The sequence below is a fragment of the Spirillospora sp. NPDC052269 genome, from assembly GCF_040679435.1.
In the GTDB taxonomy this organism is placed as follows: Bacteria; Actinomycetota; Actinomycetes; order Streptosporangiales; family Streptosporangiaceae; genus Spirillospora.
The window spans coordinates 465831-491930 of the sequence record NZ_JBFAUU010000005.1; the positions used below are offsets into that span (position 1 = coordinate 465831).

Annotated in this window: 23 protein-coding genes and 1 riboswitch; of the genes, 16 read left to right on the plus strand and 7 right to left on the minus strand. The window is 70.9% G+C overall.

Annotated features, from left to right (window positions below):
• The first annotated feature begins 251 nt into the window (after nt 1-251).
• From AB0L06_RS13610 to AB0L06_RS13630, 5 genes are all read left to right on the plus strand, one after another.
• Nucleotides 252-1421, plus strand: coding sequence for a DUF485 domain-containing protein (locus tag AB0L06_RS13610; RefSeq protein WP_500231267.1), 1170 nt, complete (start codon nt 252-254; stop codon nt 1419-1421).
• The gene (locus AB0L06_RS13615) at nt 1418-3157 is read left to right on the plus strand and encodes a monocarboxylic acid transporter (RefSeq protein WP_500231268.1); all 1740 of its coding nucleotides are present in this window, start codon (nt 1418-1420) and stop codon (nt 3155-3157) included. The genes AB0L06_RS13610 and AB0L06_RS13615 overlap by 4 nt, the downstream gene beginning before the upstream one ends.
• 200 nt (nt 3158-3357) lie before the next feature.
• Nucleotides 3358-3828, plus strand: coding sequence for a hypothetical protein (locus tag AB0L06_RS13620; protein ID WP_500231269.1), 471 nt, complete (start codon nt 3358-3360; stop codon nt 3826-3828).
• A 152-nt stretch (nt 3829-3980) separates the two neighbouring features.
• Nucleotides 3981-6092 (plus strand): S8 family peptidase, encoded by a 2112-nt coding sequence (locus tag AB0L06_RS13625; RefSeq protein ID WP_500231270.1) that lies wholly within the window; start codon nt 3981-3983, stop codon nt 6090-6092.
• Between the two features lie 106 nt (nt 6093-6198).
• Complete coding sequence (locus AB0L06_RS13630) at nt 6199-6513, plus strand: SHOCT domain-containing protein (RefSeq protein ID WP_500231271.1); 315 nt, start codon at nt 6199-6201, stop codon at nt 6511-6513.
• A gap of 34 nt (nt 6514-6547) precedes the next feature.
• Here AB0L06_RS13630 and AB0L06_RS13635 read toward each other — a convergent pair whose 3' ends face one another.
• Entirely contained in the window at nt 6548-7129 is a 582-nt protein-coding gene (locus AB0L06_RS13635) for a MarR family winged helix-turn-helix transcriptional regulator (RefSeq protein ID WP_500231272.1), read from the minus strand.
• 460 nt (nt 7130-7589) lie between these two features.
• Between AB0L06_RS13635 and AB0L06_RS13640 the strand changes: the two genes are divergently transcribed.
• The 3 genes from AB0L06_RS13640 to AB0L06_RS13650 all read left to right on the plus strand — a co-directional run bounded on the left by AB0L06_RS13640 (nt 7590) and on the right by AB0L06_RS13650 (nt 10094).
• Nucleotides 7590-7835, plus strand: coding sequence for a DUF3263 domain-containing protein (locus tag AB0L06_RS13640; RefSeq protein ID WP_500231325.1), 246 nt, complete (start codon nt 7590-7592; stop codon nt 7833-7835).
• 79 nt (nt 7836-7914) lie between these two features.
• Nucleotides 7915-8736: a trehalose-phosphatase gene (gene otsB, locus AB0L06_RS13645; RefSeq protein ID WP_500231273.1), complete on the plus strand. Its 822-nt coding sequence runs from the start codon at nt 7915-7917 to the stop codon at nt 8734-8736.
• Nucleotides 8737-8924: 188 nt separating this feature from the next.
• Entirely contained in the window at nt 8925-10094 is a 1170-nt protein-coding gene (locus AB0L06_RS13650) for a hypothetical protein (RefSeq protein WP_500231274.1), read from the plus strand.
• A 76-nt stretch (nt 10095-10170) separates the two neighbouring features.
• Here the strand turns inward: AB0L06_RS13650 and AB0L06_RS13655 are convergent, their stop codons facing one another.
• Nucleotides 10171-10800, minus strand: a complete 630-nt coding sequence (locus AB0L06_RS13655; RefSeq protein ID WP_500231275.1) for a PadR family transcriptional regulator — start codon at nt 10798-10800, stop codon at nt 10171-10173.
• Between the two features lie 135 nt (nt 10801-10935).
• Between AB0L06_RS13655 and AB0L06_RS13660 the strand changes: the two genes are divergently transcribed.
• The gene (locus tag AB0L06_RS13660) at nt 10936-12174 is read left to right on the plus strand and encodes an FAD-dependent oxidoreductase (RefSeq protein WP_500231276.1); all 1239 of its coding nucleotides are present in this window, start codon (nt 10936-10938) and stop codon (nt 12172-12174) included.
• Nucleotides 12175-12286: 112 nt separating this feature from the next.
• Here the strand turns inward: AB0L06_RS13660 and AB0L06_RS13665 are convergent, their stop codons facing one another.
• The gene (locus tag AB0L06_RS13665) at nt 12287-14542 is read right to left on the minus strand and encodes a serine/threonine-protein kinase (RefSeq protein WP_500231277.1); all 2256 of its coding nucleotides are present in this window, start codon (nt 14540-14542) and stop codon (nt 12287-12289) included.
• Nucleotides 14543-14598: 56 nt separating this feature from the next.
• Between AB0L06_RS13665 and AB0L06_RS13670 the strand changes: the two genes are divergently transcribed.
• Nucleotides 14599-15150, plus strand: coding sequence for an RNA polymerase sigma factor (locus tag AB0L06_RS13670; protein ID WP_026414860.1), 552 nt, complete (start codon nt 14599-14601; stop codon nt 15148-15150).
• A gap of 138 nt (nt 15151-15288) precedes the next feature.
• Nucleotides 15289-16317, plus strand: coding sequence for a sulfotransferase family protein (locus tag AB0L06_RS13675; protein WP_500231278.1), 1029 nt, complete (start codon nt 15289-15291; stop codon nt 16315-16317).
• On the opposite strand, the gene AB0L06_RS13680 is transcribed toward AB0L06_RS13675, so the two are convergent.
• Nucleotides 16314-17744, minus strand: coding sequence for an alpha,alpha-trehalose-phosphate synthase (UDP-forming) (locus AB0L06_RS13680; RefSeq protein ID WP_500231279.1), 1431 nt, complete (start codon nt 17742-17744; stop codon nt 16314-16316). The genes AB0L06_RS13675 and AB0L06_RS13680 overlap by 4 nt on opposite strands.
• Before the next feature lie 313 nt (nt 17745-18057).
• Nucleotides 18058-18201, plus strand: a riboswitch (SAM riboswitch).
• 15 nt (nt 18202-18216) lie between these two features.
• Between AB0L06_RS13680 and thrC the strand changes: the two genes are divergently transcribed.
• From thrC to AB0L06_RS13700, 4 genes are all read left to right on the plus strand, one after another.
• A complete protein-coding gene (thrC, locus tag AB0L06_RS13685) occupies nt 18217-19461 on the plus strand; it encodes a threonine synthase (RefSeq protein ID WP_500231280.1) in 1245 nt (414 codons plus the stop codon).
• Nucleotides 19462-19472: 11 nt separating this feature from the next.
• Nucleotides 19473-19754, plus strand: a complete 282-nt coding sequence (locus tag AB0L06_RS13690; RefSeq protein WP_500231281.1) for a MoaD/ThiS family protein — start codon at nt 19473-19475, stop codon at nt 19752-19754.
• 90 nt (nt 19755-19844) lie between these two features.
• A complete protein-coding gene (locus AB0L06_RS13695; protein WP_500231282.1) occupies nt 19845-20468 on the plus strand; it encodes a nucleotidyltransferase domain-containing protein in 624 nt (207 codons plus the stop codon).
• 182 nt (nt 20469-20650) lie between these two features.
• Nucleotides 20651-20851, plus strand: a complete 201-nt coding sequence (locus AB0L06_RS13700; RefSeq protein ID WP_500231283.1) for a cold-shock protein — start codon at nt 20651-20653, stop codon at nt 20849-20851.
• Nucleotides 20852-20869: 18 nt separating this feature from the next.
• Here AB0L06_RS13700 and glsA read toward each other — a convergent pair whose 3' ends face one another.
• From glsA to AB0L06_RS13715, 3 genes are all read right to left on the minus strand, one after another.
• Nucleotides 20870-22720 carry a glutaminase A gene (gene glsA / locus AB0L06_RS13705; protein WP_500231284.1) on the minus strand — a complete coding sequence of 617 codons (1851 nt, stop codon included), beginning with the start codon at nt 22718-22720 and terminating at the stop codon, nt 20870-20872.
• Between the two features lie 192 nt (nt 22721-22912).
• Nucleotides 22913-23341 carry a YbaB/EbfC family nucleoid-associated protein gene (locus AB0L06_RS13710; protein ID WP_500231285.1) on the minus strand — a complete coding sequence of 143 codons (429 nt, stop codon included), beginning with the start codon at nt 23339-23341 and terminating at the stop codon, nt 22913-22915.
• An 854-nt stretch (nt 23342-24195) separates the two neighbouring features.
• The gene (locus tag AB0L06_RS13715; RefSeq protein ID WP_500231286.1) at nt 24196-24438 is read right to left on the minus strand and encodes a hypothetical protein; all 243 of its coding nucleotides are present in this window, start codon (nt 24436-24438) and stop codon (nt 24196-24198) included.
• 302 nt (nt 24439-24740) lie between these two features.
• Here AB0L06_RS13715 and AB0L06_RS13720 point away from each other — a divergent pair, with 302 nt between their 5' ends.
• A complete protein-coding gene (locus AB0L06_RS13720) occupies nt 24741-26087 on the plus strand; it encodes a restriction endonuclease (protein ID WP_500231287.1) in 1347 nt (448 codons plus the stop codon).
• Nucleotides 26088-26100: the final 13 nt, after the last annotated feature.

Sequence of the window (26100 nt, forward strand, 5' to 3'; positions counted from 1 at the left end):
CGGACCTCTGGGGAAATAGGGGACAGGCATGACCAGCGGGATCGTTTCTTGACCCCGTGCCGGCACTTCTCCCAAGCCTTTCTCGGGAAGTGGCCCGTGCTCACCATGATTGTTTGATCTCATAGTGAAGTCACATCATTACATAGAGTCATGGGGAGTCAGGGGAGGGCCAGATGGTCTGGGACTCGGGACCACCGGAGCGCGGGGGGACCGGCCGGGGGCGAAGAAAACCGGTCGTGCGCTACGCGGTCATGGCACGCGACGAGAGGTTCCTCCTGCTGAGACGGAGGTTCGCCCGGCTCGCGCTGGCGGTCGCCGCTTCCTTTCTCGGCTGGTATTTCCTCTACGTCGCGCTCTCGGCGTTCGCGCGCGATCTCATGGCGCGTCCGGTCACCGGCAACATCAACGTCGCCTTGGTCCTCGGGGTGCTGCAGTTCGTGTCCACGTTCGCCCTCGCCTGGTACTACGCGCGGTACGCGGCCGAGTCGCTCGACCCGATCGCGACGGCCCTCCGCGAGGAGGCGGACGCCCCGGCCGCGATCCGGGCCGCGCCGCGGCGCTCGGCCCTGCGCTCACCCGCCGCCGAGGACGAGCCGGCCCCCGAACGGCGCCCGAAGGCGGTCCTGGTCTCCGCGGAGGAGCCGACGGCCTTCACGGACGAGCCTGAGGACGCTGTTGAAGACGGGTTGACGGTCGAGGTCGCGGTCGAGGTCGCGGTTGATCCGAGCCTGAACGGTCGTCCGGACCGTCCAGTCGAGGTGGCCGGGTCGACGACGACCCAGCCGTTGCCGAAAACGGAGTCACCGAAGCCGCCCCAGGCTCCGGTGAAGCACGATTCGGAGCGGCGGGAGAAGGAGCCTGAGGAGGAACTGGCGGAGGTGGTGCTCGCGGGGCCTCAACGAAGTCCGGAAAACGTCCCCGGTCCACTGGATGACCTGGTGAAGGAGGCCGCGGATTCCGCCTCCACCCCGGCGCGGGACGACACCGACCCGCCCCCCGGTTTGAACGATGCGGCCCCCGCCACCAGCGCGAACGGGGCCGACCCGGTTTCCACCGCGAACGGGGCCGACTCGGTTTCCACCGTGAACGGCGCGGACTCCATCCCGAGTGAGAACGGAGTCGGGCCGGTTCCCAGCGTGAACGGAGTCTCGCCGGTTCCCAGCGTGAACGGCGCGGACTCCGTATCGAACGTGAACGGAACCGACCCCGTCCCGAGCGCGGCCGAAGCCGAGCCCGTTCCGAATGAGACCGAAGCCGAGCCGGTCCCGAGTGCGAACGGGGCCGAGCCCGTTCCGAGCATGAACGGGGCGGCGCGGAACGGAGCGCCGGGCCCGGTTCCGGGCCCGGCGAAACCGAAGGACGACGTCCCGGACGCGCGGTCCGGGACGGGAGCACGACCGGACCCGGGGTGGTTGCGATGATCGGTCATGTCCTCGCCGGAGCGGCGACGCTCGCCGCCTCCGCGCCCTCCCAGGATCCGGGCACCGCGGGCGGCAACGGCCGCACGGTGACGTTCGGGTTGTTCCTTTTCTTCATCGTGGTCACGCTCGGGATCACCGTGTGGGCGCGGCTCAACACCAAGAGCGCGGTCGACTACTACGCGGGCGGGCACGCCTTCTCCGGGCCGCAGAACGGCATCGCGCTCGCGGGCGACTACATGTCCGCCGCGTCCTTCCTCGGCATCGCCGGGATCATCGCGCTGTCCGGCTACGACGGGTTCCTCTATTCGATCGGGTTCCTGGTCGCGTGGCTGCTGACGCTGCTGCTGGTCGAGCTGATGCGGAACGCGGGCCGGTTCACCATGGCGGACGTGCTGGTCTACCGGGTGCGCCATCAGCCCAAGGTGCGCATCGCCGCCGCGATCTCCACGGTGACGGTCTCGGTGTTCTACCTGCTCGCGCAGATGGTCGGCGCGGGCGCGCTGGTGGCGCTGCTGCTCGGCATCCACCCCGGCGAGACGTTCCTCGGGATGTCGGCGGAGGCCGCCAAGACCTGGACGATCGTCGTGGTCGGCGCTTTGATGATCTTCTATGTGATGTTCGGCGGGATGAAGGCCACCACCTGGGTGCAGATGATCAAGGCGGTGCTGCTGATCGCCGGCGGGCTCGTGCTGACCGCGCTGGTGCTGGCCCGGTTCGGCTACAACCTGTCCGGGCTGCTCGGCTCGGCGGCCGCGTCGTCCGGCAAGGGGTCGGCGTTCCTGCAGCCCGGCCTCAAGTACGGCAAGGACGTGCCGGGCGACGGCTACCAGACGATCCTGAACAAGGTCGACTTCATCAGCCTGGCGCTCGCCCTGGTGCTGGGCACCGCGGGCCTGCCGCACGTCATCACCCGGTTCTTCACCGTCCCGGACGGACGGGCCGCGCGCACCTCGGTGAACTGGGCGATCGGGCTGGTCGGCGCGTTCTACCTGATGACGCTCGCCCTCGGGTTCGGCGCCGCGGCGCTGGTCGGACGCAAGGCGATCATGGCGCAGGACCCGGCGGGCAACACCGCCGTGCCGCAGCTCGCCAAGGCCCTCGGCGACCATGTCGGCGGCCCGGTCGGCGGCGACCTGATGCTGGCGTTCATCGGCGCGGTCGCGTTCGCGACCATCCTCGCCGTGGTGTCGGGCCTGGTGCTGGCGTCGTCCACGTCGCTGGCGCACGACTACTTCGGGAACGTGCTGATGTTCGGCCGTCCGCGCGAGTCGCAGGAGGTCGCGGTCGCCCGGTTCGCGGCCTGCCTGATCGGGGTGCTGGCGATCGTGCTCGCGGTCATCGCGAAGAACATGAACGTGGCCTTCCTGGTCGCGCTCGCGTTCGCGATGGCGGCGGCGGCGAACCTCCCCGCGATCACGCTGTCGCTGTTCTGGAAGCGGTTCAACTCGGCCGGGGTCGTCTCCGGCATCTACGGCGGCCTGATCAGCTCGCTGGTCCTGGTCTTCTTCTCCCCGGTCGTGTCCGGCAAGGTGGACCCGCTCACCGGGCAGAGCCTGTCCCTGTTCCCCAAGGGCGTCGACTTCCACTTCTTCCCCCTGGAGAACCCGGGCATCGTGTCCATCCCGTTCGGGTTCCTGTGCGCGATCGTCGGCACCTACCTCGGACGCGAGGACGCCGACACCCGCCGCTACGACGAGCTGTCCTTCCGCTCACTCACGGGCGCCGGTTCCGTCTGACCGAAAAGGACCGTCCGGACGGGCGGGGTGCGCTCCTCGTGCGCACCCCGCCCGTCCGCGTTCTGTGCTCCGCCCCTCGGTGTCCGCCACGCCTGTTCGCGTCGCCGGAGCGGTCGCGCGCGGGCAGTGATCACTTTCGTGAGGGGACTAACACCGCCGGAGGGCCTGTGGTTACCCGCCGGTAGGGCAGGCTTGTGCGCATGAAGCCCTCGTCCCCGCTCGCCCTGGTCCGCTCGACCGGAGCCACCGCGCTCGCCACGGTGGGCGCGGCGGCGCTGCTCGCGGGCTGCGGCGGCGACGGCGGATCGGCGACCGCGAGGTCCGTCCCGAGCGCCCGCTCCTACCAGGGCACCGCCGAGATCGGACGGGCCCTGCGCACGGCGGGCGCGACCGGCTGCAGCACGGACGCGGCCCGCGTCGAGTGCCGCTACCAGGGACGCTTCGTCGCCGCGACCGTCGTCGACCCGAGCCTCGGCCTCACCATGGACAGCGCGCTGCGCAGCTGGCGCACCGGCGTCGGGCAGAGCGCGCTCGGCGAGAACGGCGCGTTCGCGATCCTGCGCGGGCCGAACTGGCTCGTCACCGGCCCGGACGGCCTGGTCGACCGGGCGCGCGGCGATCTCGGCGGCCGTGCGTACCACTGCGACCACCCGTACGGGAAGTGCGCCTGAGCCCGATGTCCCGGCCTGTGTCCCGATGTGCCGGAGTGCCGGGGCGGCCCCGGAGCGTCGTGGCAGAATGACCGCAGCCGGTCGGACGTCCGCCGCCCGGACGATCGGGACCCCGTGGAACGCGGCCCACGGCCGGGAGGAGGTGCGGTGACGTGCCCCCTGCCGGACGCCGCCTCCGGAGGCTCCGCCACCGCGTCACGAACCGTCCGGCCCTCGGCGTCGTGCCGGTGCGCGCCGTGCCCGTCCGCACCGCCGCCGTCCTCACCGCGCTGACCCTCGCCTCGGCGGTCGCCGTCCCGATCGCGATCGCGCCCGCGCCCGGGACGGACCCGCGCGCCGCCGACTCCAGCGCCGCGATCTCGCGCGCCGCCAAGTCCCGCACCGTCAAGTCCCCGGCCGCCGCCTCCCGGACGTCCCCCGTCGCCGCGTCCGCGCCGCTGCCGTTCCCGCAGGCCCCGGACGGTCCGGTGGACATGATCCGGTCGCGCGAGTGGCACCTGTCCGCGCTGCACCTGCCGAAGGCGTGGAGGCGCTCGCGCGGCGCGGGCGTCGTCGTGGCCGTCCTCGACACCGGCGTCGACAGGCACCACCCCGACCTCACCGGACGCGTCCTCGCCGGGCCGGACCTCACCGGCGGGACGCGCCACCCGGGCGGCAAGTACTGGGGGCTGCACGGCACGTCGATGGCCAGCATCATCGCCGGGCACGGGCACGGCCCCGGGGACGCGCAGGGCGTGATGGGCGTCGCGCCCGCCAGCCACGTGCTGTCGCTGCGCGTGACGTGGGAGAACGACGACCCGATGCGCAAGGACGACGCGCAGGTCAGCCACGCCCGGGACGCCATCGCGCAGGGCATCCGGTACGCGGTCGACCATGGCGCGACCGTCATCAACATGTCGCTCGGCGGCGGCAAGCAGTACTACGACGGCGACTCCTCCGAGGAGGACGCCATCCGGTACGCGCAGGGCAAGGGCGTCGTGCTCATCGCGTCCGCGGGGAACGACGGCGCGGGCGCGAACCGCAAGAACTTCCCGGCGGCCTACCCGGGCGTCATCGCCGTGGGCGCGCTCGACCGCGACATGCGCGAGTGGAAGGACAGCAACCGCCACTCCTACGTCGCCGTCTGCGCGCCCGGCGTGGACATCGTCAGCGCGGACGCCGACGACGGCTACGTGGTCGGCACCGGCACCAGCCCGTCCTCGGCGATCGTGGCCGGGGTCGTCGCGCTGCTGCGCTCGCGCTACCCGTCGCTGAACCCGGACCAGGTGCGGCAGGCGCTCGTCGAGGGCTCGTCCGGGAAGGACGCGGCGCCGTCCGGGAACTGCCCCGGCGTGCTGGACGCGGCGCGCGCGATGACCGCCGCCGCGCGGATCAGCAAGGAGCCGCCCAGGCCGTCCGCGCCACCCGCCCGGACCGACAACGCGCCCGCCGCGGAAAGCTCGGGGAACTCCAACCGGATCTACCTGGCCATTCTCAGTGGCGGGGGAGGGCTGCTGCTCATCGGGCTGTTCCTCGGCTGGCGGCAGCGCCGCCGTCCGGACGACGACTCCGAGCAGGACCTCGGGCCGGACTTCGAGCCCGGTTTCGGGCCGTCCGAGACGATCCTCGCGCAGGAGCCGCCGCCGAGGATGTCGTTCCAGCCCGCTCCGCCGCGTCCGGCGCCTTCGTTCGAGCTTGTGGAACCGCTCGCTCCTCCGTCGTCTCCCATGCCGGAGCCGGCGGAGCCGCTCACCGCTCCGCCGCATTTCGCCGCCCCGCCTCCGCGGGAGCCCGTGGAGCCGCTCGCCGCCCCGACCCCGACTCCGCCTTTGCCCGAGCCCGCGGAACCGTTGGCCGCTCCGACGTTCTCCGGTGGGCCGTCCGACGGGAACCCGGCGCCTGCCGACATCGAGCCTGAGAGCCGGTCGGCGTTCGACCCGTTGAGCGATCCGCTGAAGGGCGGGCCGGGGTCGGTGCAGGGTGCGGGGCCGTTGAGCGAGCAGGAGCCGCGTCCCGTCGAGGACGAGCCGGGCCTCAGCGACGAGGAGTGGGAGCTGTTCCGGCGCGGCGTGCTCGCCGAGGCCGGGACGCCCCTCCCGCCGGCCATGCCGCCGCTGGAGGACCTCCAGACCGGGGCCGTTCCGGACGCGCCGCCGCCCGGACTCGCGGACGGTCCCGGCAACGGCCCGCTGCCCACCCCGCCGGACGACGCCCTCGGCCGTCCCTCGCGCCGCCGCCGTCCGCTGATCGCGGACGACGACGAGTTCCGTCCGCCGTGGTGGTGATCCCACTACCCCGGCGGGCGTAGCCGCGAAGCCGCCGCTCGTACGACGACACGTCCCGGACCCTCCACGGACCATCGGTGCATCCGAACCGGAGGAGGAGTCCGATATGCACCCGCTGTTGATCACCGCCGCGGAGCCCGGCTGGCACCACCACGACGGACCCGGCTGGTGGGCCGTCTTCCCGATCACTTTCGGCCTGCTGTGGATGGCCGTGATCGGTTTCTTCGCGTTCCAGCTGGTGAAGCGGCGTGGACGGGGCGGCTGGGGTGGCTGGGGACCCCGGGCGGCCGCCGCGTCCGCGTCCGGTTCCGCGCGCGCCACGCGTCCCGAGGACCTGCTCGCCGAGCGCTTCGCCCGCGGCGAGGTCGACGAGGACGAGTTCCACGCCCGGATGTCGGCGCTGCGCGCCGAGCGCGATTGAGACCGAGAGGGGAGGGACGGGGGTGGGGCCGGGGTCAGTCGGCCCCGGCCTCCCGGAAGATGCGCTCGACGCCCTCGGCGTCCATCATCGTGGGCGACTGCGCGGCGGCGTCGGCGAACTGGGTGAGCAACCGGGCGAACTCGCTCTTCTCGTGCTCGCTCCAGCCGCTCATCAGCGCCTCGAAGTAGGCGCGGCGGAACCGCTCGGCGACCTGCCGCACCCGCTGGCCGGCCTCGGTCAGGCCGAGGTTGGCGCGCCGGGCGTCCACCGGCGAGGGACGGCGCGAGACGAGCCCGGCGTCGATCGCGTGCCCGACCAGGCGGCTGGCGGTGGACGGGTCGATCTCCAGCCGCTCGGCGACCGCCCCGACCGTGACCTCCAGGCCGTCCTCGCACTCGGCGAGGGCGGCGACGGCGTGCACGACCATCAGGTTGGAGAGCTGGAGCGGACGTCCGCCCGGCCCGGACGAGGTCTGCGCCCGGATCTTCCGCATCAGGTCCGGGCGGGCCCAGACCCGGCGCAGGTGGAACAGCGCCAGCGTGATGTCGGAGAGCGACGCGTCGTCCGGCGCGGGCTCGGCGGCGGACTCGGACGTGGCGGGCCTCTCCGTCGTCATGCTCGGCCTCCCGGAGGGTGGTGGCGCCTGATCCGTGCTCGGGGCTGCATGGGTGCGCTATGCACACGCTACCGCGTGTGACCTGCGGGTCCCCGTCGCCCCCGGTCGAGCCCGACGGCGAGGGCGGGACGGCCGCGGACAGAAGCGGACGGCCCGGCGGGGCGGAAGGCCGTTCCGGGCGAACGGCCGGAGAATGTCCGCCGGGACGCGTAGAGTGGCCTCGGCCGAACCCGGACGACCCGGGATCAGTGACCACCAAGGGGACGCCGTGCCGGTGGCGGACGATCGCGGCCACGGCTCCCAACAGGACGGCAGCATGAACGACGGCTCACCCCTGCCCCCGAGGAACGAGGGCCCGGAAGGCGTCGCGGGCCTCACCGGCGACGCGCCCTCCCCGGACGACGCCGGTCTCCCGGACGACGCGGCCCTTCCGAACGACGCGGCCTTCCCGGCCGACCTCCTGTCCGAGCGCGACCGCCAGATCCTCGCCTTCGAGCGGCAGTGGTGGAAGTACGCCGGAGCCAAGGAGCAGGCCATCCGCGAGACCTTCGACATGTCGGCGACGCGGTACTACCAGCTCCTGAACATCCTCATCGACCGACCCGAGGCGCTGCGCCACGACCCGATGCTGGTCAAGCGCCTCCAGCGGATGCGCACCCAGCGGCAGCGCCAACGCGCCGCGCGCCGCCTCGGCATCCGCCCCTGAAGCGCGTCCCGAGCGCCCCGTCCCCACCCGCTGCGAGCGGCGGCTTTGAGCCGCGCCCGCCGTGGCCGACACTGGTCACGTGACTCCTTCCTCCTCCCCCATCAGCCCGGAGGGCGAGGACGCCCTCGCCGCCCTACGCGCCGATCCCGGTGGGGCGGTCCTCGGTTTCGACTTCGACGGCACGCTCGCGCCGATCGTGGCCGACCCGGCGGCGGCGCGGGCGCATCCCCGCGCCGCCGAGGCCCTCGCCGCCCTGGCCCCGCGGGTGCGGGCGCTGGTCGTGGTGACCGGGCGTCCCGCGAAGGTCGCGGTGGAGTACGGCGGTTTCGAGGGCATCGACGGGCTGGTCGTCCTCGGTCAGTACGGCGCGGAGCGCTGGGAGTCCGGCACGCTGACCTCGCCCGAGCCGCCGCCCGGCGTCGCCGAGGCGCGCGCCAAGCTGCCGCGCGTCCTGGACGCGGCGGGTGCGCCGCCCGAGACGTTCGTGGAGGACAAGGGGCGCGCCCTCGCCGTCCACACCCGCCGCTGTGCGGAACCGCAGGTCGCGCTCGATCGTCTGCGGAGCATCATGAACGCGCTGGCCGAACGGCACGGCCTGGTCGTCGAGCCCGGACGGTTCGTGCTGGAGCTGCGTCCGCCCGGCATGGACAAGGGCGTCGCGCTGCGCGAGTTCATCGCCGAGACCGGGCGGCCGTCGATGCTGTTGTTCGCCGGGGACGACCTGGGCGACCTCGCCGCCTTCGACGCCGTGGACGCCTTCCGCGCGGACGGCGTGCCCGGCCTCAAGCTGTGCAGCGGATCCGCCGAGGTCACCGAGCTGGCCGCCCGTGCCGACCTGGTCGTGGACGGTCCGGAGGGCGTCGTCGACCTTCTCGGCACGCTTCTGCCCGCCTCTTCCTGACCACCCCTGGCCGGTGCGGCGCGGGTCGCCCGCAGCGTGCGCTTTCGGCGGGTTCGGACGGCCTCTACCGACGATGCGGGTGGGGCAGGTGCGAATCAGGCGAACATTTGCGCAAAGATAGAGTAATTTCGCTGCGCCCGGCCGAGTAGGGGACTCGGTCGGACGACGAGCACGTGGGGAGCGCTGACGTGGACACTGGACCCGAAATCCCGCGACGGCCGGCGGGGCCGCGCGAGACGTCCCGTGACCCCTCGGGCGCACCGACCTCCGGCTTCCCCGTCCAGCCCTCGCAGCCACCGGCCCAGCCGTCGCAGACGCGGACGCAGCAGCCCACCGGGTACCCGGATGAGCCGTTCGCGTCCGGCGGGTATCCGACCGTCCAGTCGCCGAGGGGTTCGGGCGAGCATCTCCAGACGTGGGACGTCTCGGCGCCACACGGATACGGCCGGCAGCAGCCGTCCGCACAACAGCAGCCGCAGCAGCCTTCGCCGCAGCCGCAGTATTCGCAGCCGCAGCAGCCGCCCGCCCAGCAGTTCCAGCCTCAGCACTCGCCGGGCGTCCAACCGTCCGGCGCGCCCTACTCGGGCCGGGGCTCGGACGAGCTGGGCGTGCGCGAGACCAGCGGCGTCGAGGTGCGGATCGGGTCGTCGCGGAGCGAGCGGAACCGGATCCGGCGCGAGCAGCGCGGGCGCGACGGACGCCGCAAGGGCCTGCTCGCGGGCGCGGCGGTGCTCGTGGTGGCCGCGGCCGCCGCGGGCGCGTTCGTGCTGGTCCCCGGTTCGGACGGCGGCAAGAAGGACGGCGCGACGGCGTCCGCCGGCGGTGGCTCGTCCGCGCCGGTGCAGTCCGGCCGGATGCCGAAGACCGGCACCCCGGTGACCGTCGGCACGGCGGACGGCAACAAGTACCAGCTCGCCGCCGTGGACACGGGGACGGGCGACGGCGCGTCCACGCAGCAGACGGCCGCGCCGTCCGGATACGGGTTCGCGTACGTCGAGTACGTGCTGTCCAATCCGACCCACGACAAGGTGCTGCTCGACTACCCCGGCGACGTGTTCGTCAAGCGCACGCTCGTGGAGAGCGCGGGGCGCGGACGCTGCATGCCGCAGCTCGGTGCGCCCGAGGACATGTGCACGCCGCCGACCCACAGCGACGTCGTCCGGACGCTGCGCGGCGGCCAGCTCGTCAAGGGCGACGGCGAGGACAAGTACCTGCCGCCGGGTTCGGCCTACCTCGTCCGCGCGACGGTGGACGTCCCGGTCGAGAAGGAGCTGAAGACGGGCGACCTGCGCCTGTTCATCTGGAAGCGGCTCTACATGGCGAACGCGGACGCCAAGGAAGCCCCGCTCCCACGCTGATCCCTCCCATGTTCATCCGGAACGTGAAGGGCCGCCGCGACCGAGGTCGCGGCGGCCCTTCACGCTTTCGCGGGGATCAGCTCTCCGCCTCCGGGTCGTCGGCGAGGATGCCGTAGAGGCGGCGGCGGGCGTCGTTCACGACGTCCAGCGCGCGGGCCTGCTGGGACGCGCTGCCCACGGCCATGACCTGGTGCAGCGCGCCCATGAGCTGCCGGACGGCCTCCCGCGAGTGCAGGACGTTCTCGCCGGCGGCCTCGGTGACCTCGTCCCAGGGCGCGGTGGTCTGCGCGGCCGCCTCCGCGCCGCCCGTCTCGGTGAGGGAGAACAGCCGCTTGCCGCCCTGCTCCTCGCTGCTGACCAGGCCCTCGTCCTCGAGCATCTGGAGCGTCGGGTAGACCGAGCCGGGGCTCGGCCGCCAGACGCCGCCGGTGCGCTCGTCGAGTTGCTGGATCATCTCGTAGCCGTGCATCGGCCGCTCGGCCAGCAGGGCGAGCAGCGCCGCCCGGACGTTGCCGCGCCGGGTCCGGCGCCCGCCGCCCCGGCCGCGTCCACGGCGGTCCGGGCCGAAGCCCGGCATTCCGGGACCGAAGCCGGGACCGCCCCATCCGAACGGATCGTCGCGGCGCATCCGCGCCTCGGGACCGCCGTCGAAGCGCGGCCCGCGCCCGCGCCGGTCGCGCCCGTGGCCCCTGGTGTACTCGCGCATCGTCACCATCTCCTATTGTCGTTCGATCGCGATGCATTAACGATATATCGGCGAACACTCGCCCGCAAGCCCCCCTGTCAACCCCTTGACAGAAACTCATCAGGCGATGAATATCGAAGCAGGGGGTGGTGTCCCATGGGACGCACCAAGAACCAGGGAGACGGGGACCGCGCCACGGTCTGTGTGGTGGGCGGAGGGCCCGCCGGGGCCGTCCTCGGCCTCCTGCTCGCCCGCTCCGGCATCGACGTCGCCGTCCTGGAGAAGCACGGGGACTTCCTGCGCGACTTCCGGGGCGACACGATCCACCCGTCCACGCTGGACGTGCTGGACGAGATCGGCCTCGGCGACCGCTTCGAAAGGCTCGACCACCGCAAGGTCGCGGGGCTGGACGTGAACACCGGTGACGGCGAGTTCTTCACCGTCGCCGACCTGCGGACGCTGCGCGAGCGGCACCCGTACATCGCGATGGTCCCGCAGTGGGACTTCCTCACGATGATCACCAAGGCGGCGGCGGAGCTGCCCGGCTTCCGGCTGCTGATGAAGTCCGAGGCCACCGGCCTGCTCACCGAGGACGGCCGGGTCACCGGTATCCGCTACCGGGACGCCGCGGGGACCGAGCACGAGCTCGAGGCCGAGCTCACCGTCGCCGCCGACGGACGGCACTCCACGCTGCGCCGCGCCGCCGGGCTGCCGATCCGGAACCTGGGCGCGCCGATGGACGTGGCGTGGTTCCGGCTGCCGCGCGAACCGGGCGACCGCGAGAACGCGTTCCTGCGTCCGGGCGTCGGCCGGATGGCCGCCATGATCAACCGCGAAGCGTACTGGCAGGTCGCCTACCTCGTCCCGAAGGACGGCTGGTCGGAGATCCGCGACCGGGGCATCGACGCGCTGCGCGCCGACGTCGCCGAGCTGCTGCCGTCCATGGCGGACCGGGTCGCGGGGCTCGAGCTGGACGACGTCAGCGTCCTGGACGTCCGGGTGGACCGGCTGCGCCGCTGGTACCGGCCCGGCCTGCTCTGCATCGGGGACGCCGCGCACGCCATGTCCCCGATCGGGGGCGTCGGCATCAACCTGGCCATCCAGGACGCCGTCGCGACCGCGAACCGGATCGTCCCGGCGCTGCGCGCGTCCGGGACGGTCGGGGTCGCCGACCTCGCGGCGGTGCAGCGCCGCCGCGTGCCGCCGACGCTGGCCGTGCAGATGGCCCAGGTGGCGGTCCAGCGGTTCGTCATCGAGCGCGTGCTCAGCGGACGGCCGCCGGCGCTGGGCGCCCTGAAACGCGCTGGAACGCTCCGGCCCGTCCGGCATCTGCTGGCGCGCGGCGTGGGGTTCGGGCCGCTCCCGGAGCACGTCCGCACCCCGGCTGCCCTCTGACCGAGGACGGTCCGGCCCGGAACGACGTCGGCCACCTGAGCGACGTCGGGCCCTGGAACGACGTCGGGCCCCGCGACGAGATCGCGGGGCCCGACGTGGTCGTCGCCGAAGGTCAGGGCGCCTGGAGCTTCAGGTTGTCCAGGACCGTCTTCACGATGTCGGCGTTGTCGGTCTGCCGGATCCGGACCCATGCGCCGAACTTCTGGTCGGCCGAGTGCAGCGCGACCTCGGTGACCTGCGCCGTTCCGGTCCTGCAGGCGGTGAACCGCAGGATCGTCCCGGTGAGCGTCTTGTCCGGCGAGGTGTAGTTCTCCGGCGCGCCCTTCGTGCAGGACGCGTGGGTCGAGACGCCGGGCGGCAGCGTGGTCGCCTTCGGCATCGCGGTGGTCAGGCCGACGAACACGCCGGGCGCCGTCCCGACGCCGCGGAACTTCGCCACGTCCGGGGTCGCCCGCAGGACGGGCCGGGCGGTGGCGTCGCCGGTGAAGCCGAGGGAGCTCGGCAGCCACGTCTGGTCCGGGCCGGCCTTCGGCCACGCCTTGGGCACGGCCGCGCTGATCTTGCCCGAGCCGTCCGCGACCTGGGCGAAGTCGGCTGGGACGGACGCCTTCTTGCCGCCGTCGCCCGTCGTGCCCTTCTTGCCGTCCTTGGAGAAGATCGAGCCGAGGGCGAGCCCGGCGACGAGCGCGACGGTCAGCACCGCGGCCGTGATGAGCAGCGGGGTCAGGTACCCGCGCCGACCTCCGCCGCCTCCTCCGCCGCCGTTGCCCCCGCCTCCGCCTCCACCGGGACCGGACGGCCCGCCGGGACCGCCGCCCGAGCCGCCGGCGTCCTTCTTCCGCCGTCCGAAGGGCGAACCCTTACCGGACGAAGGGGACGGACCGGGCGGGCCGGGAGGCTGCTGCTGAGGCTGATAGGGCGGCGGCGGGTACCCGTGCGGAGGCGGACTCTGCGAAGGCCCGGGCGCCTGGCCCGGACCCGGGGCGTACGGGACTCCACCCGGCCCGGGGCTCTGACCTCGTCCGGGCCCGTACGGCTGGCCCTCCGCCGGGCCGCCCGCCTGGAACACCGCCGTCTTGCCGTCGTTGCCCGCCGTCGGCGGCACCCGCTCTCCGAACCGTCCGCCGCCCGGCTCGGAGAACCGTCCGCCGCCCTGCTGGTCGAGGACGGTCGCCTCACCGCTGTCGCGCGGCATGACCGGGTAGCCCGCCCCCGCCGCCGAGCCCCGCGGTCCGGCCGAGCTCCGCGGTCCGGCGGGCGGGCCGGGCGGCAGTTGCATCTCGGTCGTGCGGGCGTCGTCCGGCCCGCCGTCCGGCGGGAGGGTCTCCGAACCGGGCGGACGGTCCCCGTAGGGATGCTGGGGAGAATGGTCACGCACGGTCGCCTCCGGTGCCTCGTCCTTGACACCGGGGTATGACGCGTCCAGCGGGGTGCCGGGTTCGCCAGAATCGACCGGTTGCTGTGGCGTCGGCACGTCCATGACCGTGTCCGGCGCCTCCGTCGAGCCGCCGACGACCGTGGCCGGAGCCGGGTTCGGCGTCCCGCCGGCGGCGTCCGCGGACGCCTCGGCCGGGGCCTTCGCGCGCAGCTCGGCCAGCGCCTCGCCGAACGCCTCGGCCGTCGGCCAGCGCTTCTCCCGCTCGACCTCCAGGGCGCGCAGGATCACCTCGTCCGTGCCGGGCGGCAGGCCCTCGCGCAGTTCGCTCGGCTGGACCCGGATCGGCGGCTGGCCGGGCGGCCGTCCGGTCAGCATGTGGAAGGTCAGGGCGCCGAGCCCGTACACGTCCGCGCGCACGTCCAGGCCGCCGCCGAAACGGGCCTGTTCGGGGGACATGTAGCCGGGCGTCCCGACCGGGAGGGTGAACGCGCCGGACGCGTGCGCCAGCGCCTTGGCCAGCCCGAGGTCGGCGATGAGCACCTTCTCGCCGCCGTCCGGCGTGGACTGGAACAGCACGTTCGACGGCTTGAGGTCGCGGTGGATCACCCCGAGCGTGTTGATGACCTCCACGCCGTACGCGGTGTCCTCGGCGAGCGCGAGCGCCTCGGCGACCGGAAGCGGACGCTGCTTCATCCGGTCGGCGAGCGTCCCCCGGTCGGCGTACGACATGACGAAGTAGGGACGGCCGTCCGGGAGTTCGCCGATGTCGTGCACACGCACCAGCCGCTCGGAGTCGGCGCGGCGGAGAATCCGCGCTTCCTCCAGGAACCGGTTGCGCACATCGAGGTCGTCCAGCAGGCTGCCGTTCAGGACTTTGATCGCGACCATCGAGTCGAGCGCTTCGTCATGCCCGAGCCACACTGAGGCGAACGCCCCGGACCCGAGAGCGCGGTCGATTCGGTAACGGCCGACAGTAGAGGGGAAGGACACTCCCGTATCATGCCCAACAAACGGGGTGTGTGTGCGAGCGAGGTCGAGGCACGGCGATGGCATTCGATGAGAGAACAGAGGACCTGGCGCTGAAGGCCGCTCGCGGAGACGCGAGCGCGCTGGACGAGCTGCTCCGGAAGATCGAGCCGGACGTGCTCCGTCACGCGTCCCGCTTCCTGCCCAACCGGCAGGACGCCGAGGAGGCGTGTCAGGACGCGTTGCTGCAGGTCGCGCGTAACATCCACCGTTTCGAAGGGCGGTCCCGCTTCTCCACCTGGCTGCATGTCGTGGTGGCGAACTCGTCCCGGTCCACCTACCGGTCGCTCAAGCGCCGCTCGGTGGAGCAGGCGGGCGAGCTGCCCCAGCAGCGTCCCGACCCGCGCCGCACGAGCGTGATCGCGGGCTCCCGGGTGGACATCCTCGACGCGATGGAGGACCTGGAGTCCCGCAAGCCCGACCTGATCCAGGCCCTGGTGCTCCGCGACGTGTCCCAGCTGGAGTACGCCGAGATCGCCGAGCAGCTCAAGCTGCCGCTCGGCACGGTCAAGTCGCGCATCCACGAGGCCCGCAAGCAGGTCCGGCAGACGCTCGGCGAGTCCTACACCTGACCCATCCGCCCACGGCGGGCGCGTCCGTCCTCCGGGCGCGTCCGTTCCGGGCGGCGGGTGCCAAGGGTCGGCAACGGGTGGGCCAAACGGACGCGAATCCGCCCTGGTCAGAGGCATCGGTGGGTCACCATGCCCTGCATGGCCACTGGTACCGCCCCGTCCGCCCGGCCGGTCTTCATCCTCGGCTGCCCGCGTTCCGGGACGACGCTGCTCCAGCTGATGCTGCACTCGCATCCGCGCGTCGCGATCCCCGCCGAGACCCGGTTCGTCCTTCCGGCCTACACGGAAAGGTGCGACTTCGGTGACCTGGAGGACAGGGAGAACAGACGTCGGCTCGCGGAGTGGATCACCACCCGGCGCGTGACCAGGTTCGGCGACCTCGGCCTGGACGCGGCGGCGGTGACCGAGGAGATCGTCGACGGCCCGGCCACGCTCGGCTCGGCGCTCGGCATCGTGTTCCGCGCGTACGCGCGCCGGTTCGACCGCGTCCGCTGGGGTGACAAGAGGCCCAGCTACTCCAGGAACATCCCGGCACTGCTGCGAATGTTCCCGGACGCGCAGTTCGTCCACCTCATCCGGGACGGCCGCGACTGCGTGGCGTCGCTCTGCGAGATGCCCTGGTACAAGCTTGACGTCCACCACGCGATCGCGGCGTGGCGCGAGGCGATCGACACCGGCCGCCGCACCGCCGCGCACCTCGGCCCGGACCGGTACTTCGAGCTCCGGTACGAGGACCTGGTCGCGGATCCGGCCGCGGAACTGGCCGAGCTGTGCGGGTTCCTCGGCGAGGAGTACGACCCGGCGATGACCGAGCCGAGGCACATCGCCGAGCTGACCGTCCCGCCGCAGAAGGAGTGGCACAGCCGAACCCGCTCGGCCGTGTCGTCCGGGCGTGTCGGCTCGTGGCGGACGCGGCTCGAACCGTGGGAGATCGGCCTCGCGGACGCCGCGTTCGGCGACCGCCTCACCGACCACGGCTACGAGCCGAGCGGCCTGCCCCGGCCGGGGCCCGCGCTGTTCGCGAAGTTCGCCGCGACGGCGACGCACCGCCGGCTGGCGCACGGCAAGGCCGACATGCGGGAACGCTGGCGGCGGCTGCACGAGCCCAACCCAGTCACCTGCCTGCTCGAACCCGCCACCGAGCCTGCGCCGTCGCCGACCGCCTAACCGAGGGCGTCGAGCTGGTCGGCGAACCAGCGGGCGGGCGGGAGCGCGGTCGCGGCGGCGGCGAGTCGGCGGCACCGCTCGCCGCGCTCACCGGACGGCATGAGCAGCGCGTGATGCAGCGCCCCGACGGTCTGCGACACGTCGAACGGATTGACCGTCAGCGCGTCGTCCGCGAGCTCGGCGGCGGCGCCGGCCTCCCGGGACAGCACCAGCGCGCAGCCGTCCGCCGACAGCACCGGCCCCTCCTTGGCGACGAGGTTCATGCCGTCCCGGATCGGGTTCACCAGCAGGACGTCCGCGAGCGTGTAGGCCGCGAGCGAGCGCGGATAGTCGTCGTTGACCTGCACGATCAGCGGATCCCAGGTGGGCGTCGCGAACTCGTCGGAGATCGCCCGCGCCATCGCGTGGACGGCCTCGGTGTACGCGCGGTACTCGGCGAGGTCCGTCCGCGACGGATACGCGAACGCCAGGTGGACGACCCGTCCGTGCCATTCGGGATGCGTCGCGAGCAGCTCGCGGTAGGCGGCCAGGCCGCGCACGATGTTCTTCGAGAGTTCCGTCCGGTCCACGCGGACGATCAGTTTGCGGTCGCCCACCTGCGCGCGCAGTGTCTCCCGGCGTTCGGCCACGTCCGGCTGGGCGGCTCGTGCGCGCAGGGACTCACCGTCCACGCCGAGGCCGTGCACACCGATCTGGGTCGTCCGGCCCGCGTAGGTGACGGATCGGCCGTCCACGCGTGCGCCGGGCAGGATTTCGGCGCAGCATGCGAGGAAGGCGTCCGCCCAACGTCGTGTGAGGAACCCGGCGTGGTCCGCGCCGAGGATGCCGCCGAGGACGGCGACGGCGATGTCGTCCGGCAGCATCCGGAAGTACTCCGGCGGCGCCCACGGCGTGTGCGAGAAGTGCGCGATGCGCAGGTCGGGGCGCCGCTCGCGGAGCATGCCCGGCGCGAGCGACAGGTGGTAGTCCTGCACGACGGCCTTCGCCCCCTCGCCGGACGACTGGGCCACGGCGTCGGCGAACGCCGCGTTGTACGCCTCGTAGGACTGCCAGTCCCGGCGGAACCGCGCGTCGAAATGCGGCGCGACCGGCGTCTCGTACAGCAGGTGGTGGACGAACCAGAGCGTCGAGTTCGCGACCGAGTTGTAGGCGCGCTGGAAGGTCGCGGCGGGGATGTCGAGCATCCGCACCGCCGCGTCGCCGGTGTCGTGCCCCGCCTGGTCGAGCCGTCCGTCCGGGGCCTCGCGCGCGGCCTCCCGGTCGGCGTCGCCGAGCGCCGCGCACACCCACAGCACGTCCGTCTCGGCCGCGACCCCGGCGAGGCCCGACACCAGTCCGCCGCCGCCGCGCCGCGCGGTCAGCCCGCCGCCCTCGCTCCTGGTGAACGACACCGGACCACGGTTGGACGCCACCACGATTCGACTCATGGAGGCAGCGTCTCAGCCGAGGCGCCCGCACATCAAAGGGGCCCGCGTGGTTCATCGGCACAGACCTGTCGCCACCTCCACGGACACCTCCCGGCAGCGTGACAGAAGTCTGTCGGGTGACCAAGGCCACGAGCTGAACGCATCTCAACCGGCGAGATGGCCTTGTCCGCGAACCGGTCACGTCATGTAATCTCGGGCCACGGAGTTCGAAAGAACCCCTCATATAACTTCATATCGCTCATCCAGAGGGGTGCAGGGAGCACAGTGGCCGAACGGGCCGGTCTTCCAGCTCAGCCCTCGCACAACTTCATATCGCTCATCCAGAGGGGTGGAGGGACCGGCCCTACGAAGCCCCGGCAACCACCCGGTCAGAACGCACTCGCGACTCCGCGAGGCCGACCGGGAAGTGGTGCCAACTCCGGCCTGCGACCAAATCGGTGCGCAGGGAAGATGGGGAGAAGGGCCTCGCCTCATGGCGCTCACGTCTGCGATCGATCTCGGACCCGCCACCGCTCTGACCTGCCGCGAATGCGGCCACACCCGTGACCTCGGCCCGCACTACGCGTGCGAGGAGTGTTTCGGGCCGCTGGAGATCTCCTACGACTTCGGCGACGTCACCCGCGCGTCGATCGAGGCGGGACCGCGCAACATCTGGCGGTACAAGGGGCTGCTGCCCGTCCCGTCCCACGTCGAGGAGACGCCCAACACCGAGCCCGGCCTGACCCGGCTCGTCCGGGCCGACCGCCTCGCCGAGACGCTCGGGCTCGCGAGGCTCTGGGTGAAGGACGACAGCGGCAACCCGACCCACTCGTTCAAGGACCGCGTGGTCGCGGTCGCCCTCGCCGCCGCCCGTGAGCTGGGGTTCACCGTGCTGGCCTGCCCGTCCACCGGGAACCTGGCGAACGCGGTCGCGGCGGCCGCCGCCCGCGCGGGGATCCGCAGCGCGGTGTTCGTGCCGTCCGACCTGGAGGCGCAGAAGATCATCACGACGGCCGTGTACGGCGGGACGTTCGTGACCGTGGACGGCAACTACGACGACGTCAACCGGCTCGCCTCGGAGATCGCCGGCGAGCAGGAGGACTGGGCGTTCGTGAACGTCAACGTCCGGCCGTACTACGCCGAGGGGTCCAAGACGCTCGGCTACGAGATCGCCGAGCAGCTCGGCTGGCGGCTGCCGGACCAGATCGTCGTCCCGGTCGCGTCGGGGTCCCAGCTCACCAAGATCGACAAGGCGTTCCAGGAGCTGATCAAGCTCGGCCTGGTCGAGGACAGGCCTTACCGGGTGTTCGGCGCGCAGGCCGCGGGCTGCGACCCGGTCGCGAACGCGTTCAAGCAGGGCTGGGACGTGTTCCGCCCGGTCAAGCCGGACACCATCGCCAAGTCCCTCGCGATCGGCAACCCGGCGGACGGCACCTACGTGCTCGACGTCGCCCGCCGCACCGGCGGCACGGTCGAGGACGTCACCGACGAGCAGGTCGTGGAGGGCATCCGGCTGCTCGCCGCCACCGAGGGCGTCTTCGGTGAGACCGCGGGCGGCGTCACCGTCGGGGTGCTGAAGAAGCTCGCCGAGTCCGGCGTGCTCGACCCGTCCGCCGAGACCGTGATCATCAACTCCGGGGACGGCCTGAAGACCCTGGACGCCGTCGCCCCGTTCGTCGCCCCGACCGCCGACATCGCCCCCACCCTGACCGCGTTCCGCGCGGCCGGGATCGCCTGAGAGGAGCCCTCATGAGCACCGTTTCCGTCCGCATCCCGACCATCCTGCGGACCTACACCGGCGGCGAGTCCGAGGTGGACGCCGAGGGCGTCACCCTGCGCGCCGTGGTCGCCGACCTGGAGTCGTCCTACACCGGCATCTCCGCCCGCATCCTGGACGACAACGGCAGGATCCGCCGCTTCGTCAACGTCTACGTCGGCGACGAGGACGTCCGCTTCGCCGAGGGCCTCGACACCCCGACGCCCGCGGGCACCCAGATCTCCATCATCCCCGCCGTCGCGGGCGGCTGCTGACGGAGCCGGACGTCCGAGAAGCGACACAAAAGCCCTCTTTCCCTGTGGGAGAGGGCTTTTCGTGTTGATTGGGCGGGTAAAGGGATGGTCATGGGGATAGCGGAGGATGTCGCCGGAGTGCTGCGCGCCCATCCGGCCGTGCGGGGGGTGGAACTGGTCGGGTCGCGGGCGCGGGGGACGGCCGTGCGGAGTTCGGACTGGGACTTCGCGGTGGCCGTGGACGACTTCGGGGAGGTGGCCGCCGACCTGCCGGAACTCGTCGCACCGTTCGATCCGGTGGCGGCGCAGTGGGATCCGCTCGGCGAATGCGCGAGCTACCTGCTGGTGTTCGCCGGGCCGGTGAAGGTGGACCTGCTCTTCCGGGACGTCCCGCGGCGTCCGGCCGGGCCATGGCGAGTAGGGCCGGACACGCTGCGCGCGATCGACGCCCACTTCTGGGACTGGATCCTGTGGCTGGTCAACAAGCGTCGGCGTGGCATGGACGACCGGGTGCGCGGCGAGCTGCTGACCATGAGCGGGCACCTGCTGCGTCCGCTCGGCGTGCAGGCCATCCCGCGGTCGCTGGAGGAGGCCGTGGCCGGATACGTCCGGGCGCGGAACCGGTTGGAGACCCGGTACGGGCAACGCGTTCCGCGCCGTTTGGAGGAGGAAGTGCTTCCTCTCGTGCACGCGCGCAATGGTGACCATTTCCGGCCGTCCGGTCTTCGCTCATAGGGCCTGTCGCCCGAAACGGGCCGCCTATAAGGTCGGTGCCGATCACGCCGGGTCGACCCCGCCGCGGCCCGTTTCGGACGGGTCGTGGAGACACGGGTGGTGGTCGGCGGGTCCGCGATAGCAGGGGCGTGGCCCGGGACGGACCGTTGCCGCGGGGCGCGGACGATTCGGCAGGGTTTGGTATGGCGCAGGGCACAGTCAAGTGGTTCAACGCGGACAAGGGCTACGGCTTCATCGCGGTGGACGGCGGCCAGGACGTGTTCGTCCACTATTCGGCCATCCAGATGGACGGCTACCGCAGCCTCGAGCAGGGCCAGCGGGTCGAGTTCGAGATCACCCAGAGCGATCGCGGTCCCCAGGCCGAGGCCGTCCGCGCCATCTGAGACTCCGATGGCGCGTGCTCAGTCGCGCGGCGGCGTCCCCGGGCGCGGTGCGGACGCCACGTGCGCGGCGAGCAACTGGTCGGCGCGGCGCAGCCGGGCCGCGAGGCTGCGGGCCATCGCCCAGTGCAGCGCCTCCACGACCTGCGGACGGTCGACCTCCAGCCGCTTCAGCGCCGCTCCGGTGAGGACCTGGCAGACCGTGGGCTCGGCCGCGACGATGCGGTAGGTCCGCGGGTCGTCGCGGCGCAGCGTGAGCTTGGTGACGGCCGTGCCCGGACCCATGGACGCGACCTGTACCGGCTCGGCGGGCTCGCCCTGCATGACCTGCGCGACCAGGCCGCCGGAGATGACGAAGTAGAGCGACTCGTCCGGTTCGTCCCGGACGTCGAACAGCACCTCGCCGGGCGCGAGCCGGCGCTCGGCGAACAGCGGGGTCAGCACGTCCAGCATGTCGACGGGCAGGTCGCGCAGGACGTCCTGCTCAGGCAGCGGCACGACTTCGGCCTCGGCCGCCGGTCCGGTCTCGGCGACCAGGGCGTCCTCACACCATTCGAGCGCCTCGTCCAGGGACGCGAACGCGGCCTCGGTGGACGCCAGCGGCGACCGGCCGTCCCCGGCGGCGACGACCGTGGTGACGCCGTGCTCGCGCAGCTCGCGGGCCAGCGCGTCCAGCAGGTTCACCGCGACTGGCTCGGCCCGCACGACGCGGTGCAGGTCCAGGATCAGCCAGCGGACGCCGTCATGGTCGCCCGTGATCGCGCGCACCGCGATGTCCGTGGACGCGAACCCGAGGTCGCCCTGCAGCTCGCACAGCGCGATGGCACGTCCTCGCGTGCGCAGGATCTCCCGCTCGGCGAACCGGCGGCTGCGCCGCGACGACACCGCGTCCCCGCGTAGGTACCGGTGGATCGCGGACATCGTCCCGGTGACCGGACGCATCAGGTGAAGTCCGAAACGCGATGAAAGTTCCTGGCAGGCCGCGATCGCCCGGACGCTCGTGCCGCGCCGGTCCAGCGGCGGGCTGTACACGCCGATCCCGAGCTGCGACGGCAGGACGGCCACCAGCCCGCCCGCGACGCCGCTCTTGGCAGGCAGCCCGGACCGCAGCAGCCATTCGCCCGCGAAGTCGTAGGTCCCGGACGTCGCCATGACCGCCATGACGTGCTCGGTCGTGTCCGTCCCGACGACCCGGCGGCCGGTCAGCGGGTTCACCCCGCCGGACGACAGCGTCATCGCCATGACCGCCAGGTCCCGGGCCGTGACCAGCGTCGAGCAGGCCATGAAGTACACCTTCACCGCCTCGTCCACGCTGCCGTCGAGCGTCCCGGCGTTACGCAGCAGATACCCGATCGCGCGGTTGTGGTCGCCGGTCCGCTCCTCCGACGCCAGCACCTCGTGGTCGACGCTGAGGTCGCGGCCGGCGAACGCGGACAGGCCGTCCAGGATGCGCTGGAACCGGCGTCCCCAGTCGGCCCCGTCCACCAGCGACGCCACGACGATCGCGCCCGCGTTCACCATCGGGTTCAGCGGACGGCCCGTCCCAGCCTCCAGCCGGATCGCGTCGAACCCCTCCCCGGTCGGCTCGACGCCCACCTTCCGCAGGACGGCGTTCAGCCCGCGGTCGTGCAGCGCGAGCGCGTACACGAACGGCTTGGAAACCGACTGGATCGTGAACGGGACATCGGTGTCGCCGGCCTCGTAAACGTGCCCGTCCCGCGTCGCGAGAGCGAGCCCGAACAACGACGGATCGGCTTTCCCGAGTGGCGGGATATACGTCGCGACGCGTCCGTCGGTGATTTCCCCGATACGCGCGTGGACGTCGTCGAGCAGCTGCTGGACAGGGCTCGTGACATCCCCGGCGTCAGCCACCCCAACCACCCCCGAAACGCGTCCTCCACGCCCTCTCCTACCCGGCGAGGGCCCAGCTCATGGGGGGCACCCGAAGAAGTCGTCGAAGTAGCCGCCTTTTCCACAAGGACGGTTCGAGCATCGCGATGGCAGCTGAGGACGAGAGTCCGCAATTGGCAGTGCAGAGCCATTGTCAGGCGTCGCGCACCTTGATCAGGCGCCGCGCATCCGAGCCCGTGCCAAGGCCAGCTGCTCCCTCACGTGGTCGACCTTCTGCTCGAAGTCCTGCCGGGCCGCGAGGACCTCGTCCTTCAACGCCCGCGGGTCGGCCAGGTCGCCCAGCTCCTCGCGCAGCATCTCGGCGGTCTGCCGCCGCAGGTCCACCGTCGCCTCCCGGACGAGCCGCACGACCGTGTCGGCCAGCTCCTGCGATCCGAGCCCCATCGCCCGCGGATCGATCGTCAGCGCCGTCAGCCCCTGCCCGCCGGTGCACTCGGCCGTGATGCCCCCGTCCTCGCTCCGCGCCCGTCCCACGACGTCCCGCAGCCGCTCCTGGACGGCCATCACCCTCTGCATCCGCTGCTCAGCCCGGCCGCGGGCCTCCTCCTCGTCCGCGGCGGCGAACCGCGCGTAGTCGCTCATGGCCCCGTCCTCGCTCCCGGTTCCAGCGTCGGATCCCGCCCGCGGGGCGGCGCGAAGACCCTCACACATCAGGGGTTAGCCCCCGGCAATGACACGTGAAGATCCTTAAGTCCTGCCCGCTCCGCGCCCCCCTCACGAGCCCCCGCCCACCGCCGCGCCGAGGCCGCCCCGGCCCCCGCCGGGAGCTCCGCCGCGACCGATGTCGCGCCCGAACCGGCGGAGTGGTTCGGACGCTTGCACTCGAGGGGGTGGAGTGACCAAGACGAGTAGCAACTAGCGCCTGACCTGCGAACGAGCGGCCTCCGCCACAACCTCGGATGCCGCTCGTTCCGTACCTGTTCCGTTCCCCTTAGAACCAGGGGCCGCCGCGCCGTTTCCGCTGCCGGTACTCCAAAGGAAGCCGACTGCCGTCAATCAGCCAGGCATACCGGCAACCACGTTCGAATGCCGTGCATCCCAGGAACTGACCGTAGGCACGCGAGGAGCGCACGGTGATCGTTCCCTGTCCGCACAGGCATGGTGTGCCTGGTGCTGCGCGGAAGCTGCGGTGGCCGACGGGGCGGCGAGGACCACGCGAGCGAAACAGCTTCAATAGCGCATAGAAGATCTTGAGCAAGGCTGCCTCCGCCGTCCGGGAGCTGGACATTCTCGCCCAATCGGGGCAGCGGCCCAAACCGTGCGATCGCAGTAGCGGGGACGAGTCGCCTGTCCGGAGTGCTCGTTCGCGCGAACGACGAGATGTTGCGACAGACCGTTTCGCGCGAACGAGTGCTCCGGCACGCGGGGGGCTGGGGGCTGCGAAGCCCCCGCTTCAGTTCACCTCAGCCCACCCGATTTCCGTGTCTATGGAGCAATTAGCCGGATCCGAGACTGTGCAGGCCAGTGACGATCGCGACGATGTCAGCATGGCCCATCCCGGTCACGGAAAGCCAGATCGTCAACGCAGTGATCAGGGCGGAGAACATGAGCGGCTCCTGGGGGAGGGAGACGGTGTGAAGCTGCCAGCAGAAGAACTTCCGGTCACCAAGATCCTTTTCAGATGGTCGAGCCAGTGGTGCTCGCCCCTGACTGTCTAGCCGGTCGCCGATGTGCACCATTTGCGCGAACCACTACATGCAGGCCGATCTGCCTACTTTTGGCTCTCAAATCGACGTCTTGAAATCTCCCCGGTCGCAGGTTCTCGACGCCTCTTCCCTGGGGTCAGTCGCTCAACCAATCAGTCAGGGGTTTCAAGGCGCCCTCTGGTCGGCGATATCGGTCACGCAGTTCCTGCGTATCGGTGAGACCGGTATTGGGTGAGGGGACGCCCATCGAGCAAGCATCGTTTCGGACCGGTCGATACAACAAATCGGCCTGAGCCTTTAGTGAGTTTGTCAGACCCTTGGGGCACCATGGGCGCATGGTCGCAGGCAACCGCGAAGGTCAGAACGACAGTGTCGAGATGTCACTCTCCGAGCTCGCTGCCAAACATCAACAAGCTTGGGCCTCCGATTATGTAGAGAAGCATGGGATAAGGAGAGTTGTATTCTTTGTACTCGCCACTCTGCTTTCAAGTGTTGAAGCAGTAATGGTCTTTTCGTTTGACGGCATCGGCCGCAATTCGTCGACCTGGGATAGATATACAGAGCCTGGCGTATTCCCCTTTGCAATCCTACTTGTTGCGGTAATTGTCGACGGGATGGAGAGGTTGGTCCTCTCGGTAGGTAAGAGTTGGGCTTTGGTCTGGTCCCTTTCAGTTCTTCACGGATCCCTATTTTGTTGGCAGTTTGCTCAAGTTCACCACCCGGTGGTAGCGGTGCTGTACGCATTGATTGCACTGTCTATTCCCGCTATGGCCTTCTATGTGCTGCATATCCCCCGAGCTCCACACGTTCCATGGGATGTTGTGGAGGATGATTTTCTGATTAACGTCAGGTCGGCTCATGGGGGCGTCCATTACCCGCAAGAGATCTTTAATTATGAAGACGCCGAAAGAACCGGTGCGGCCTGGTTGCGGCGCTTTGGATACAGGGACGCGCAAGTCACCAAGAAAGGCAAGGATGATGGCATTGATGTCATCGCTGTCCGTGCGATCGCACAAGTCAAATGGTGGAGGACTAAGAATGTTGGAATCAGTGACGTTCAACGCTTGCCGGGTGCGGCGAAGGTAGGTCAACTCTGCTTCTTTTTTGCAGCGAAGGGGTATACTCGGGAGGCGCTAAAATGGGCGAGCGACCCTGATCGTAAAATCGCCCTCTTTGTTCTCCATGTCGACGGAAATGTTACAGCGGTGAACTATGGAGCTAAGAAGGCGCTTTGGGGAGCCCCTAGACACATTCCCAAGCGAAATCGGAAGCCACTGGAGGCTAAGACTAAAGTCAAGATGTTGGTATTCCCTGTTTTTGTCTTCTTGCTTCTTGGTATCTCGTTTATGCTTGGACTGGTCACGACCCCTGCGATGCGCAACTGGAAATCTGTTGGGCTGATAGCAGTCATACTCTCCCTCTATCTTTTGATGATTGCCGTCATTCTTGGGTCAACAATTTCCCGAGTAGTGCATTACCTTCGACTGCCTCGCGCGGAACGTACATGGCTCGGGTGGAGACATTTTCTGCGCGAAAGTGTCGATGATCTGGATATCGATCTAGCGAGCGACAGATTTGTTGGCTTTGAGAATGGACCGCCTTTGTTTAAGGTCTATAACATATATAGGGCATGTACGCGTAACGCAAGGACGATACGTCGTTTCTCTGGAAAGAGTAATTGATCTAATTGCATTT